This is a genomic window from Epilithonimonas lactis (genome assembly GCF_900110605.1).
Taxonomy (GTDB): Bacteria; Bacteroidota; Bacteroidia; order Flavobacteriales; family Weeksellaceae; genus Epilithonimonas; species Epilithonimonas lactis.
Map to the genome: position 1 here is coordinate 644065 of NZ_FOFI01000001.1, position 13891 is coordinate 657955.

At 38.4% G+C, this 13891-nt stretch carries 10 protein-coding genes and 2 tRNA genes; 4 read left to right on the forward strand and 8 right to left on the reverse strand.

The window, feature by feature from the left end; genetic code table 11:
- Positions 1-180: 180 nt before the first annotated feature.
- The 8 genes from BMW39_RS03005 to fbp form a co-directional block, all read right to left on the reverse strand.
- Positions 181-447 (reverse strand): hypothetical protein, encoded by a 267-nt coding sequence (locus BMW39_RS03005; RefSeq protein ID WP_034977070.1) that lies wholly within the window; start codon positions 445-447, stop codon positions 181-183.
- 20 nt (positions 448-467) lie between these two features.
- Entirely contained in the window at positions 468-1073 is a 606-nt protein-coding gene (locus BMW39_RS03010) for a Pr6Pr family membrane protein (RefSeq protein ID WP_034977073.1), read from the reverse strand.
- A 146-nt stretch (positions 1074-1219) separates the two neighbouring features.
- A complete protein-coding gene (locus tag BMW39_RS03015) occupies positions 1220-3289 on the reverse strand; it encodes a M48 family metallopeptidase (protein ID WP_034977076.1) in 2070 nt (689 codons plus the stop codon).
- A 159-nt stretch (positions 3290-3448) separates the two neighbouring features.
- A complete protein-coding gene (gene groL / locus BMW39_RS03020; protein WP_034967137.1) occupies positions 3449-5071 on the reverse strand; it encodes a chaperonin GroEL in 1623 nt (540 codons plus the stop codon).
- A 102-nt stretch (positions 5072-5173) separates the two neighbouring features.
- The gene (locus BMW39_RS03025) at positions 5174-5452 is read right to left on the reverse strand and encodes a co-chaperone GroES (RefSeq protein WP_034977079.1); all 279 of its coding nucleotides are present in this window, start codon (positions 5450-5452) and stop codon (positions 5174-5176) included.
- A 181-nt stretch (positions 5453-5633) separates the two neighbouring features.
- Positions 5634-8015, reverse strand: a complete 2382-nt coding sequence (locus BMW39_RS03030) for a M1 family aminopeptidase (RefSeq protein ID WP_034977082.1) — start codon at positions 8013-8015, stop codon at positions 5634-5636.
- A 104-nt stretch (positions 8016-8119) separates the two neighbouring features.
- Positions 8120-9127, reverse strand: a complete 1008-nt coding sequence (locus BMW39_RS03035; RefSeq protein WP_034977085.1) for an o-succinylbenzoate synthase — start codon at positions 9125-9127, stop codon at positions 8120-8122.
- Between the two features lie 60 nt (positions 9128-9187).
- On the reverse strand, positions 9188-10207 hold the full coding sequence (gene fbp, locus BMW39_RS03040; RefSeq protein ID WP_034977088.1) for a class 1 fructose-bisphosphatase: 1020 nt from the start codon (positions 10205-10207) through the stop codon (positions 9188-9190).
- Positions 10208-10446: 239 nt separating this feature from the next.
- Here fbp and BMW39_RS03045 point away from each other — a divergent pair, with 239 nt between their 5' ends.
- The 4 genes from BMW39_RS03045 (at position 10447) to BMW39_RS03060 (ending at position 13847) form a co-directional block, all read left to right on the forward strand.
- Positions 10447-11685, forward strand: coding sequence for an aspartate kinase (locus tag BMW39_RS03045; protein ID WP_034977092.1), 1239 nt, complete (start codon positions 10447-10449; stop codon positions 11683-11685).
- A 7-nt stretch (positions 11686-11692) separates the two neighbouring features.
- Complete coding sequence (locus BMW39_RS03050; RefSeq protein WP_034977094.1) at positions 11693-13537, forward strand: lysophospholipid acyltransferase family protein; 1845 nt, start codon at positions 11693-11695, stop codon at positions 13535-13537.
- 94 nt (positions 13538-13631) lie between these two features.
- Positions 13632-13704 (forward strand) — tRNA-Phe (locus BMW39_RS03055).
- A 70-nt stretch (positions 13705-13774) separates the two neighbouring features.
- Positions 13775-13847: transfer RNA gene (locus BMW39_RS03060), tRNA-Phe, on the forward strand.
- Positions 13848-13891 lie beyond the last annotated feature (44 nt).

The window sequence follows — 13891 nt, forward strand, 5'->3', positions numbered from 1 at the left end:
ACTGCAGAAAACGCTGGATTGTTGGTTTTGATTAAATATTTTCTCTCAAATTGCTAGAATATTGGAAGTTGTGGTGGTTTTATAAAAAGAAAAATTGTAATTTTTAATTTATGATCATTTGTTTTTTAAGACGTTTTTCAATTTTCAAAATCATTTTTTCATTAAGATTGATTTTAAATATCAAGAAAGTTTCACCAATCTCACGATCTGATAGACCGCGTGATTTTTCAGAGACAAAGATTTTGTGATTTCCGGAATCGCCTGCAGGTTGGCCTCGCACAAATATCCAAATTCCAGTTCTTTGATGACTTTGCAATGTTCCGATATTATCTTCTTCAGCTTTTTGTCCGCCTTGTAAAGCTCGACGTAAACGAGATATTTGCTATCAGAATATTCGTTTGGATTACCGATATTCTTAATGTATTTTTCCAGATCTTTCTTTTTCATTTTGATGAAATTTAAATTAATTAATGTTTTTCAAATCTATTGTTAATAGCAATGAGCGCAGATCCGCTGGCTAAAAATACGAAAAGCATCAACACAATATTGATACTGACCTGTTCATAACCAAGTTTCTGAGCATCCAAAAAAGGGTAGGGATACCAATGCACGATGGCACCACGGATCAGAGAATAGATCAAATAAATTAATGGAAAGATCAACCAAAAAAATCCGTGCTTCCAACGCAATTTTTGTTTTTTGACAAAGAGTATCCAAAACAAAATATATGAAATCGGAATGACGACGTGCAGCATATTATCCAAGAACAATTGCCAGCCGGTGGGTTTCCAAATGCCACGCAAAACGATATTATAAACTACAAAAACGACGAAAATGTAGAGCGCGATTGCTGTTTTGACGGAAAGGCTGGCGAAAAAATTTCCCAGTTTCGTTCCGTGGAAAAATGTTGAAAAAGTCAAACTAAGCGCAACCAATAGATTGCTTAAAATTGTAAAATAACTTATCACATTCGAAAAAGTTCCCTCTGTGATGTAGAATTGGAGTATCACGCAAAACCAAGCAAGCAAAGCAATTGTGGAAGCGAAGATGGTATTGGTGTTTAGTTTTTTCATTAATGTCAGTTTTGGTTATTGAATTATAAAAAAACTGGTAGTTTTATTTTTAATTAGATCAATGATGACTCTAAAATTATCGATTTTATTTCGGAGACGAAAATCTACAAAAAAACCGCCCAGAATCATTGAACGGTTTTTGAAATTTAAAGTGATGAAATCTCAGGCTGAACTCTTTTCTTTTCCAAGCCAGACATTTGGTCGATGAGCTTTTTTTTCAGCAGGAAAAAATTTCTTCCGAGGTAATACTGATAATTGTTGATCGCGAAAAAAAGATGCTGCAGATTATCATTGAAGTATTCGTTGTTGTTAAAATAGATCAAATCGTTTTTGGAATAATAATCCAGGTCTTTTCGGCTTTGCTCAGTGATCTCGGTCTCGAAATTAGGATCCGCCAAGATCTGTTTGATCTCTTCTTTTAGTTTTGATTCTAAAGGCTGGTGCTTTCTAAAATTCTTTTTGATCTGATCAAAAGGTGTTGTGATACTTACAAAAGAAAATGCCTCATTGAGCTCCAGATACAATTTGAATCGGTCTTCATAGGATTTTTCATAGTTTGCAAAGTCTGAATAGCGCGTTCGGAATTCATATTCGCTGTTCTGATCTTTCGAAAGCTTGAGAAAATAATGGTAGATATTGATGTCATTCTCAGTCACTTCTTCCTTCAAAGATGCGATCTCACTTTCCAGTTTTGGAATCAGATTTTTGGCTTCGGAAGCTTTGTATTTTGTCCCGTCGTAATCGAATGTTTTAATGTCCAATTCTTTTTTTGAGATGGCCTCGATCGTGCTTTTGTCATTTTCCAACGCTATCAAATTGTACGCAATTTCAACTTTGTCTTTGCCAAAAAGTTCTTCGAAACTTAGATTTTCATTGGAAGGATTGGATGTTTCCAGATCAAAACGGTCCGGACTTTTGTTGTCGTAATAGTTGTTGAAAATCTTGTCAAAAGTATCTTTGTTGTAATTCGCTTCAAATTCTTCTTTGAAGTGATCAAATTCCAAATTGGATCGTTCGCTTTCGTACTGCACATTTGAGAATAATTTTTGGGTCAACTTCTCCTCGGTTTGTTCAAAGTTTTTGAATAATGACCTTGCTGGAACATTATCAGATTCTTTTTGGATATTCAGTTTTCTAAGTCTGGCAACGCGGTCTTCTGTGGATGGATGCGACGCCCATTGGTTTTCTATATTCAGTTTGGATTTGTTGAAAATTCCTGCTTCCTCAAGTTTTACGACTGGAAGATCATGTTTCATTTCCAATTCACTTTCCTTGGCCAAAAATCCCATGACGAAAGCCTGTTCCTTGTAAATATTTTTGCTGGCTTTGTTTTCCTGGATCTTGGCATCGTAGAAATTAAGAACATTATTGTAAGAATTATCTGCCAGATCCATTCTCAGCAGTGATTCTTCCAAAGCTATTGATCCCGCAATATTGGCCGCAACTTCATCCGCATGGAACTCCATCTCTCTGGAAAGTGCCATGTGACGGATGTTGACATAAGAATACATCTTGGCCAGGATCCATTGGATTCCTCTGGTAAACTTCAGTGCCAGCTCTGCGAAGATCGCAAAATAACCACTTGCGCTGGCCCAACTTTGAATCGTGTTTCTGTAAGATTCGTCGTCATTCACCAAATTAAAAATAATTTGATTCACGTTGTAAACATAACTTCCGACTTTCATCGACCGTTGGGAAAAGTGTCCGAACTCGTGGGCAAGGATTGCTTTCAGTTCCTGTTTTGTACAAACATTCACAAGTCCGATTCCAATCGTCAGATTTTTCTTGATGGGTAAAAACATGCTCCAAAAATTGGAATCGTAGAAAACACTCGCATTGACATCATAACTCAGGTAAACTTTTTTCGGAAAATCAGTTTCCGTTTCTTTCACAATTTCGCTGATCATGGCAAAAAGTTCGGGTTCATCTTTTTGGGTGATCTCTGTGAGATAACTTCTATCGTTGATGTGTTTTTTGAAAAGGAATTTGATCAAGAAATAGAAGATGAGCAATCCGAAACTGGCAAGTCCAAGTCCGATCATCAAAGTGAAAAACATGGGTTTTGCCGCAATCAACATGATTCCGCCAGTCACGCAAGCAGCCGTCAACGCAATAGCGGAAATGAAAAGTAAGATGTAAACAATAACGAATAGAATGATAGAAAAAATGGCGGCTTGACCTTTTTTCCGAAAATCATTTGAAGTTTGAATCAGCATAGGAATTTAATTGGTTATTAATTTTTAATAAAAATAAAAAATCTGCTGAAAACTCCCGAATATTTTGTGAATTTAATTACAAATTAATTTTATCATTAGAACAAAAAAAACCGCTCAGAAAAATCTGAACGGTTTTATATATTTAGTTGTCGTTGACTACTACATCATTCCTGGCATCCCGCCGCCCATTGGCATTGCAGGTTCAGCACTTTTCACTTCAGTGATCACACATTCAGTTGTCAATAGCATTCCAGAAACAGAAGCTGCGTTTTCCAAAGCAACTCTTGTTACTTTAGTTGGATCGATGATTCCAGCTTCAAGCATATTCACGTATTCGTCAGTTTTCGCGTTGTAACCGAAATCTCCAGTTCCTTCCGCTACTTTCGCAACGATCACAGAACCTTCGCCTCCAGCATTGGTCACGATCTGTCTCAATGGCTCTTCGATCGCTCTTTTGATGATCTTGATACCAGTCGTTTCGTCAGCATTTGAACCTTCGAAGTTAAGGGCAGCAACCGCTCTTACCAGAGCAACACCACCACCGGCAACGATTCCTTCCTCAACAGCAGCTCTAGTTGCGTGCAATGCATCATCAACTCTGTCTTTTTTCTCTTTCATTTCTACTTCAGAAGCAGCACCTACATAAAGTACAGCAACACCACCAGCCAATTTAGCCAATCTCTCCTGAAGTTTTTCTCTGTCATAGTCAGAAGTCGTTGTCTCCATCTGAGCTTTGATCTGAGAAACTCTTCCTTTGATCTGAGCTTCTTCGCCACCACCATTTACAAGGGTTGTATTGTCTTTGTCGATCACTACTTTCTCAGCAGTTCCCAACATATCGATGGTAATGTTTTCCATGTTGAAACCTCTTTCTTCAGAGATTACAGTTCCACCAGTTAAGATTGCGATATCTTCCAACATTGCTTTTCTTCTGTCACCAAATCCTGGCGCTTTCACAGCCGCAATTTTAAGAGAACCTCTCAATTTGTTCACTACCAAAGTTGCCAAAGCTTCACCTTCAACTTCTTCAGAGATGATCAAAAGCGATTTTCCACCTTGAGCAACTGGCTCAAGAACTGGCAATAATTCTTTCATCGAAGAGATTTTTTTCTCAACCAACAAGATATAAGGATTTTCCAATTCAACTACCATTTTCTCAGGATTTGTCACGAAATATGGAGACTGGAAACCTCTGTCAAACTGCATTCCTTCTACAACATCTACAGTTGTATCCGTTCCTTTTGCTTCCTCAACAGTGATCACACCTTCTTTCCCAACTTTTCCAAAAGCTTCAGCGATCAATGAACCGATCGTATCATCATTGTTTGCAGAGATAGAAGCCACTTGTTTGATTTTTTCTGAGTTGTTCCCCACTTCCTGAGACTGAGATTTAAGGTTTTCAACCACTGCCAAAACAGCTTTGTCGATTCCTCTCTTCAAGTCCATTGGATTTGCACCAGCGGCAACGTTTTTAAGACCTTCTCTTACGATAGCCTGAGCAAGCACTGTAGCGGTCGTTGTACCGTCTCCAGCGATGTCATTGGTTTTAGAAGCAACTTCTTTCACCATTTGAGCACCCATATTTTCTACTCTGTCTTCCAGTTCGATCTCTTTTGCAACGGTCACACCATCTTTTGTAACGTGTGGCGCACCGAAAGATTTTTCGATGACAACATTTCTACCTTTTGGTCCTAAAGTTACTTTAACTGCATTTGCCAATGCGTCAACACCTCTTTTCAAAGCGTCTCTTGATTCAATATCGAATTTAATTTCTTTTGCCATTTTTTGTTGTATTAATGTACTTTGTACAATGTATTAATGAATGTTGTATTCACGAAAATTTAAATCATTTTTCGTAAATACATTTTACTTTTTACAAATTTTTTACCCAATAATTCCAAGTAGATCTCCCTCTTTCACGATAAGATAATCTTTCCCTTCAAACTTAAGTTCTGTTCCTGAATATTTTCCATAAAGCACTTTGTCACCAACTTTTACAGTGGTTGGCTCATCTACTTTTCCTGGACCAACTGCTACAACTGTTCCTTCCTGAGGTTTTTCTTTTGCAGTGTCTGGGATGATGATTCCTGATGCTGTTTTAGTTTCTGCAGGTGTTGGTTCTACCAAAACTCTGTCCGCTAATGGTTTGAAATTTACTGACATAATTATATTTGATTTTTTAATATTTATTCTCATTCCTACATCTCCAAGAATGTGCCAATGATGAAGGAAGTTGGAAGTTGGAAGATGGATGTTCTATTTGGCAGAGTTTTATTCTTGATGCTGAAATTTTGGCAGAAAAAAAGTCATTCGGTTTTGAATGACTTTTTTAAGTTTTAATGAATTAATTTTTCTTTCCTGCAGCCTGCATCGGATTCACCTTCCCGCTCGCGCCGCCTCTTGCGGTCTCTCTTTGAGCTTGTTTGAAAATCTGAAACTTCGAAGGTGCTTCTGTGGATGACGTTGCTGCCCAATAATTGTTGGAAGTGTCAATATCAGCGGTTTCTTTCATTGGATCCAATTGGATGGATTTTACTTTTTTTCCGAAATAATAAGTTTTAGAAACTTTCTGCTCATTGGATCTCCAGATCTGAACATTGATTTTGTCATTCAATTTGGAGCCATCTTCAAAAGTGAACTCCAGAATGATCGGCATTACCAATCCGCCTTTGTTCTTAAAATCGATTTGATAAGCAGTGATATTATTTTTGATTCCTTGAGACTTATCCTGAGGTGATAGTTTGTCAGTAGCTGGAGCTTTTAAAGTATACTCTTTAGATGTATCCACTTTTTCCTCGCCTCGGTCATATCTGTAATAGAAATCCTGAACCTCTTTGTCGCCATCCACATAGAATTTGATCTTCTCATCTCTGTTTCTAACTTTCGAGATGTCTTCAAACTCGTTAAGCGCTGGCGCATCGGTTTTATATTTTACTTCCGTTGCTTCTTTTGGCGTTGCATCGTAATCTGGTGTTGCGATAGAAACTTTGTCAATAGCGATATCTACAGGGTCTGTGCTGTAGAACCAACCTCTCCAAAACCAATCCAGGTCTTCGCCGCTCGCATCTTCCATTGTTCGGAAAAGGTCTGCAGGTTCTGGATGGCGGAATGCCCATCTTTGCGCGTAAGTTTTGAAGGCTTTATCAAAAAGTTCTCTGCCCATAATGGTTTCACGAAGGATATTCAATCCAGTGGCTGGTTTGGAATATGCGTTTGGTCCAAAACGAGCGATGTTTTCTGAGTTGGTCATAATCGGTTCCAATTCGTCTTTCGGAAGTTTCATGTAATCTACGATGGTCCAAGCTGGTCCACGTTTCGAAGGGAATTTATTGTCCCATTTCTCCTCGGTCAAATATTCAACAAAAGTATTAAGACCTTCATCCATCCAAGACCATTGTCTCTCGTCTGAGTTGATGATCATTGGGAAAAAGTTGTGTCCAACTTCGTGGATGATCACGCCCAACATTCCGTTTTTGATGGCTTCAGAATAGGTTCCGTCTTTTTCAGTTCGTCCATAATTGAAACAGATCATCGGATATTCCATTCCGTTGGAAGCCTCAACAGACTGCGCCACTGGATATGGATAAGGAATCGTGAATTCTGAATAGGTTTTGATGGTGTGAGCCACCGCTTTCGTAGAGAATTTTCTGTAAAGTCCGTAAGCTTCTTTTCCGTAGAAACTCATCGCCATCACCTTATTGTTGTTTTCTGGGATCAAAACTTTCATGCCGTCCCAAACGAATTTTCTTGATGAACCCCAAGCAAAGTCACGCACATTTTCCGCCTCGAATTTCCAGGTTTTTCTTTCCTTGGATTTGTTCTTTTCTGCTTTTTTAGCTTCATCAAGTGTTACGATTTCGATGGGCTCATTAGAATTTTCAGCTTGTCTGTATCTTGCCAATTGAGCCGAAGTCAAAACTTGGTCATAATTTTTGCAAACACCAGTTCCTCCAATGATGTGATCCGCTGGAACATTCATAGAAACTTTGAAGTTTCCAAAAACCAATGCGAACTCGCCACGACCTGTAAATTGATGGTTTTGCCAACCGTGGAAATCGCTGTAAACGCACATTCTCGGATACCATTGTGTCATCGTGTAAAGGTCATTGCCATCTTCCGGGAAGTTTTCGTAACCACCACGACCGCCTTTTTCCATTCGGTTCGGGATGTTGTAGTTCCAGTCCACTTTGAAGGTGAATTTCTCTCCAGCTTTCAAAGGTTTTGCCAGGTCGATCCGCATCATCGTTTTGTTCACGACATATTTGATCGGCGAACTGTTGGCGTCGGTCACTTTTTCTAGATTTACACCGTAGCCATCGTCTTTTGCAGGAAGTTCAGATGTTTTTAATCTATCGATGTTTGCTGCTTTGGGTAGAGTGGAAGAGGAAGGGTAATCTGCATTTTTTACAGAAGATTGCTGATTCTCATCCAGTTGAAGCCACAGGTATTCTAAAGTGTCGGGAGAATTATTATAATAAGTAATCGTTTCGGAACCTTTAAGATTTCTTTTGTCTTCGTCCAAATAGGCGGAAATATCGTAGTCCGCACGTTGCTGCCAATATTGATTTCCTGGCGCACCAGAAGCCGTCCTGTAAGTATTTGGCGTTGGAAGGATTGTGCCGAGTTGTTCAAACTTATTCCCGTGATTGCTCCCAGGATTGTTTTGAATATTTTGAGCACCAACAAAAACACTGGCAAATAGAAGACCTAAAACTTTTAATTTCATTTCCGAAAAATTAATGACTAATAAAATTATATGTCATCAAATTTAAGAAATAGTTACTATAAAATTTGAAAAGGAAAAGGCTTATTGCTGTTTTGTTTGCAAAATCAATTTTTAAACCACAGATTTTCGCCTTTTAGAATCAGTGGACTTGGAAAATTATTGGTAAATAATCCGCCAGTTCCCAGACCTTGCGGCATTGGATTCTTTTTGTTGTAAGTATATTGTGCGATGGCGTTCAGTCCGATATTGCTTTCCAAGGCGGAAGTGATCCACCAATCGATGTTGTTTTTTTCTGCCAAATCGATCCATTCATCTGAACCGGAAAAACCACCGATCAAACTTGGCTTCAAAATAATGTATTGAGGTTTGATCGCCTTCAGAAGTTCTTTTTTTGATTCGATATTTAGAACGCCTATTAATTCCTCATCGAGAGCAATTGGCGTTGGTGTATTTTTACAAAGTTCGGCCATCGCTTTCCAGTTTCCGGCTTGTATTGGCTGTTCTATAGAATGGATTTCTAACTCTGCCAATTCTTCCAAAACCAATTTTGCCTGTTCCGGAGAGAAAGCACCGTTTGCGTCCACACGAAGTTCGATTTGTTCTTTCGGGAATTTATTTCTTATTGATTTGATCACTTCTTTTTCCGATTGCCAGTCCACGCCGATCTTCAGTTTGATACAAGTGAAATGATCTTTTAATTTTTCTTGAATTTGAGATTGCATAAACGCTGCATTTCCCATCCAGATCAAACCATTGATTTTAATTGAATCTTTACCTTCAGTAAAATCACTCGGGAAATAAAGATTGCCTTGGTGTTTCAAATTGGCAAGCGCTTGTTCTATCCCAAAAATAATTGATGGATGATTCACCAATTCTTCCTTCAATTCTTCCAAACTCAAATTGATGTTCCGACAAGCCCATTCCAAAGCGGCTTCGTAATCTTCGTCGTCATCAAAACTCAATCCTCGGAAAAGTGCACATTCTCCAATTCCTTTTTTGTCGTCTTCGGTAATTTCTATGAAATAAGTTTCTTTCGTATTCAAAATACCTCGCGAGGTTCCACTTGGCTGTTTGAAATTAAGAATGTATTGGTTGAATGTCGCAGTCTTCATCCTACAAAAATAAGAAAAGACCGAGAAAATCGGTCTTTTGTATAGTTTAAAATTTTAATTCTAATTTTTGCTGACAGCTTTTGCCATAAATTCCTCAGCCTGCGTCACCATTGCGGCACTTCCGCAGAAAAACGGAACACGCTGATGCAATTCTGTTGGCTCGATCTCCATGATCCTTTTGAAACCGTCGCTACATTTTCCGCCAGCCTGTTCTGCTAAGAAAGCCATTGGATTGGCCTCGTAGAGCAATCGCAATTTTCCATTTGGTGAATGTGAAGTTTGCGGATAGATGTAGATTCCACCTTTCAACATATTTCTGTGAAAATCTGAAACCAAAGATCCAATATATCTTGAAGTATAAGGTCTGTCGCCTTCTTCTTCCTGACAATATTTGATGTAATCTTTCACACCTTGAGGAAATTTGGCATAATTTCCTTCATTGATGGAATAGATCTTTCCCATCGTTGGGAATTTGATGTTCTCGTGAGATAAATAATAAGTTCCGATAGAGGGATCCAAAGTAAATCCATTCACGCCATTTCCTGTCGTGTAGACGATCATTGTAGAAGAACCGTAAACCACATAGCCTGCAGCCACCTGATTCACACCTTTTTGTAAGAAATCTCTCAATTCTACTGGGCTTCCTGGATCGGACACTCTTCTGTAAATAGAGAAAATCGTTCCCACAGAAACGTTCACGTCGATGTTGGAAGAACCGTCCAAAGGATCGATCAAAACAACATATTTGCTAAGGTGGGCATTTTCTGTGCATTTCACCTCGATGAAATCATCACTTTCTTCTGATGCGATGCCGCATACAACTTCTCTTTGGGAAAGCGCGGCGATGAAGATATCATTGGCCAAAACATCCAACTTTTGCTGATCTTCACCTTGGATATTCATGTTTCCAACGTTCCCGATGATGTCTGCAATTCCGGCTTTGTTCACTTCGCGGTTAACGATTTTGGTCGCAATTCTGATAGAACTGATAAGACGGGAAAGTTCTCCGGTGGAATATTTGAAATCATCTTGTTTATCGATGATGAATTCTCCTAAAGTTTGCAAAGCTTGTTTTGACATGGATTTATTTTTGAGATTTACAAAACTATCATATTTTTTAATTAAATGAAACAAAATTTATCACTAATTGATGATAATTATCATAATCCTATTAATATGGTTTAATGTTTCATTTTGAGTCATTAAAAAAAGCAAGGTGCAATTTTTATATTTCGTTCATTATTAATATTTTTGTGGGTTAATAAAAATTTAACAGTCTTTTTATCTTATTATAATTGATTTAACGGTTAAAAAATCTAATGAAAATCTACAAATTTGGGGGTGCATCTGTAAAAGATGCAGAAGGTGTGAAAAATGTGGCCTTGGTTCTGGAAACGCAAGGGTTTGAAAAATGTCTGTTGGTAGTTTCTGCCATGGGAAAGACCACGAATGCTTTGGAAAAAGTCGTGGAGTATTACTTCAAGAAACAGGATTACCAGAAGGAGATCGAACTGATAAAGAACGACCACATCGCCATCGCCAAAGGTTTATTTTCTGAGAATCATCAGGTTTTTGGCGAGATCTCATTATTTTTTGATGACATCGACTCTTTCCTTAGAAGAAACAAATCACCGAATTACAATTTCGTTTACGATCAGGTTGTAAGTTGTGGGGAGATGATCTCTTCTAAAATATTAAGCGAATATCTTAATGAAATTCAATTCTTTAACCATTGGTTGGATGCGAGAGATTACATCAAAACCGACAGCAATTACAGAGAAGGAATCGTGAACTGGCAGGAAACTGAACAGAATATTTCCAAGTTGGATAAGATCAATTGTTATGTCACTCAGGGATTTATCGGTTCTGAAACCAATAATTTCACAGTTACTTTAGGAAGAGAAGGTTCCGATTACACCGCTGCGATTTTCGCTTATTGCCTTAATGCAGACGAGATGACGATCTGGAAAGATGTTCCAGGTGTGATGACCGGCGATCCTAGGAAATTTGATAACGTGGAATTGTTGTCCTTCATTTCTTACGAAGAGGCAATCGAGATGGCTTATTACGGTGCATCCGTCATTCACCCAAAAACTTTGCAGCCGCTTAAACAGAAAAATATTCCATTCTTTGTAAAATCTTTTGTAGAACCAAAGGAACCGGGAACCAAAGTGGGGAACTCTGCAGAGAACGAATCTGTGGAAAGTTACATCCTCAAGGAAAATCAAACTTTGCTGAATGTTGAAACGAGAGATTTTTCTTTCATAGCCGAGGATCACATCAGTTTGATCTTTACACTTTTGGCTAAATATAAAATTAAAGTTTCTTTGATGCAGAATTCGGCAATTTCATTAGCTTTATGTTTGGAAGACAAATTTGGAACGGCGAATGAATTCAATGAAGAATTGCAACAGAGTTTCATCACTCAAATGACGAAAAATGTATCCTTGTTCACCGTAAGAAATGCGGAACTGGACAAGTTGGAGAAATTCTACAAAGACAAAAAAGTACTTCTGGAGCAGATCTCGAAAAAAACCTTCCAAATGGTAACCATGTAAAAACACTATGAGCTTAATTTCCAAAGAAGACTTGATAAAAGCAGCCGGACTCGATAAAATTGGTTTTCTCAAGAGACCCGTTGCGTCCGCGATCATGAATCTTACAAAAATAAATGAGGTCAATGCACTTTATAACAAATTGATTCATACAAAAGGCGTCGAGTTTTTTGATGAATTTGTAAGAGAACAAGAACTGAGTTACATCGTCTTCGAAGAAGATCTTGCAAAAATTCCTAAAACCGGACCGTTCATCATTGTTTCCAATCATCCGCTAGGCGCATTGGATGGGATTTTGATGTGCAAAATCATCTTGCGCGTTCGTCCAGATTTCAAAGTGATGGGAAATTTTCTCCTGTCTAAGATAAAACCGATGGATCCTTTTGTGATCTCCGTCAATCCATTTGAAGAAAGAAAAGATGCGTACAGCAGCTCAACCGGGATGAGAGAGACTTTCAGACATTTGTCAGAAGGTGGTTGTCTCGGAATTTTCCCCGCGGGTGAAGTCTCCAATAAAAATAATGAATACGGTGAAATCCTAGACAGACCTTGGGGCAAAACCGCTTTGAAGATCATCAAGAAAGCAAAAGTGCCTGTGGTTCCGATGTATTTCCATGCGACCAACAGCAAAATCTTTTATAATGTCGCCAAGCTGCATCCAGACCTACAAACCCTGATGCTGCCGACAGAAATGATGCGAAAGAGAGATAAACCGATCAGGATCAGAATTGGGAAAGCTATATCTGTAAAACAGCTGCAGGAAGAGGAAAGCATAGAAGAATTGGGCGATTATCTTTACAACAAAGTCTATATGCTCAAATCTTATTATGAAAAAAGAAAAAGCATTACCGAAAAGCTGAAACTCCCAAATATGTCGCTCAAAAATCCATTGGTGAAGCAAAATAATATCGTTCAGAATATTATTGATGAAACGCCAACCGAGGATCTGATAAGAGAAATAGAGATCCTGAAAGCTGCAGAAAACAAAAAGCTCTTTTCCCACGGAGATTACGACGTGTTTTTCACAAAATCAGAAGAGATCCCTTCCATCATGAGGGAGATCGGGCGACAGAGAGAACTCACTTTCCGAGCAATTGGAGAAGGTACCAATCTGCCTTTTGACCTGGATGAATATGACAACCATTACCACCATCTTTTTATGTGGGACAATGCCGCAAAAAAACTGGTTGGTGCGTACAGGATGGCTTTGGGTTCAGAGGTGATGAAGAAGTTTGGGATCGATGGATTCTACACCAGTTCACTCTTTGAGTATGATCCAGAGCTTCAACCGTTTTTCCGAAAAGTGATCGAGATGGGACGCGCCTACGTTTCTGTAGGATATCAACAAAAACCTTTTCCTTTATTCTTGCTTTGGAGAGGAATTGTACACGTCTGTTTGAGAAATCCGGAACACAAATTCCTGATGGGCGGCGTGAGTATTAGCAACAAGTTTTCAGAATTTTCGAAGTCATTGATGATAGAATTTATGCGTTCCCATTATTACGATTCTGCTGTGGCGCAGTACATTCATCCAAAAAATGAATTCAAAGTGGTGATGAAAGAGCGCGATAAGGCTTTGTTTTTTGAAGATATGGATGCTGACCTTAATAAGTTGGATAAGATCATTGATGACCTGGAGCCAGAGCTTAGATTGCCAGTTTTGATCAAGAAATATATTAAGCAAAATGCGAAAATGATCGCCTTTAATGTGGATCCAAACTTCAACGATGCGATTGATGGATTGATGTATATCCGAATCAGTGATTTGCCGGAGGACACGATAAAACCAGTTTTGGAAGAGTTGAGCGATTTTTTCAAAGCACAAACTGAAAAAAAATCGTCTGAAAATCAGTAATTTTCATACAAATATTGACTAATTTTCAATATAATTTGCATCGTAAGGATAAAGACTATATTTTTGCACCACTCAAAATAACAATGCGAGTGATGGTTTCTTAGCTCAGTTGGTAGAGCAATGGATTGAAAATCCATGTGTCCCTGGTTCGATCCCTGGAGAAACCACAATAAGATGTTGATTTTTACAATTGACATTTTGAAACTAATAAATGAGTTCATTGCTCAAAAAAACAATGGTTTCTTAGCTCAGTTGGTAGAGCAATGGATTGAAAATCCATGTGTCCCTGGTTCGATCCCTGGAGAAACCACTTAAAACCGTCTAACTTCAGGCGGTTTTTTTGTTTATATTAGA

Coding starts and splice junctions, on each gene's coding strand:
- BMW39_RS03005 (WP_034977070.1), bottom strand. CDS start 447: ATGAAAAAGAAAGATCTGGAAAAATACATTAAGAATATCGGTAATCCA.
- BMW39_RS03025 (WP_034977079.1), bottom strand. CDS start 5,452: ATGTCAGTAAATTTCAAACCATTAGCGGACAGAGTTTTGGTAGAACCA.
- BMW39_RS03045 (WP_034977092.1), top strand. CDS start 10,447: ATGAAAATCTACAAATTTGGGGGTGCATCTGTAAAAGATGCAGAAGGT.
- BMW39_RS03010 (WP_034977073.1), bottom strand. CDS start 1,073: ATGAAAAAACTAAACACCAATACCATCTTCGCTTCCACAATTGCTTTG.
- BMW39_RS03030 (WP_034977082.1), bottom strand. CDS start 8,015: ATGAAATTAAAAGTTTTAGGTCTTCTATTTGCCAGTGTTTTTGTTGGT.
- fbp (WP_034977088.1), bottom strand. CDS start 10,207: ATGTCAAAACAAGCTTTGCAAACTTTAGGAGAATTCATCATCGATAAA.
- BMW39_RS03035 (WP_034977085.1), bottom strand. CDS start 9,127: ATGAAGACTGCGACATTCAACCAATACATTCTTAATTTCAAACAGCCA.
- BMW39_RS03015 (WP_034977076.1), bottom strand. CDS start 3,289: ATGCTGATTCAAACTTCAAATGATTTTCGGAAAAAAGGTCAAGCCGCC.
- groL (WP_034967137.1), bottom strand. CDS start 5,071: ATGGCAAAAGAAATTAAATTCGATATTGAATCAAGAGACGCTTTGAAA.
- BMW39_RS03050 (WP_034977094.1), top strand. CDS start 11,693: ATGAGCTTAATTTCCAAAGAAGACTTGATAAAAGCAGCCGGACTCGAT.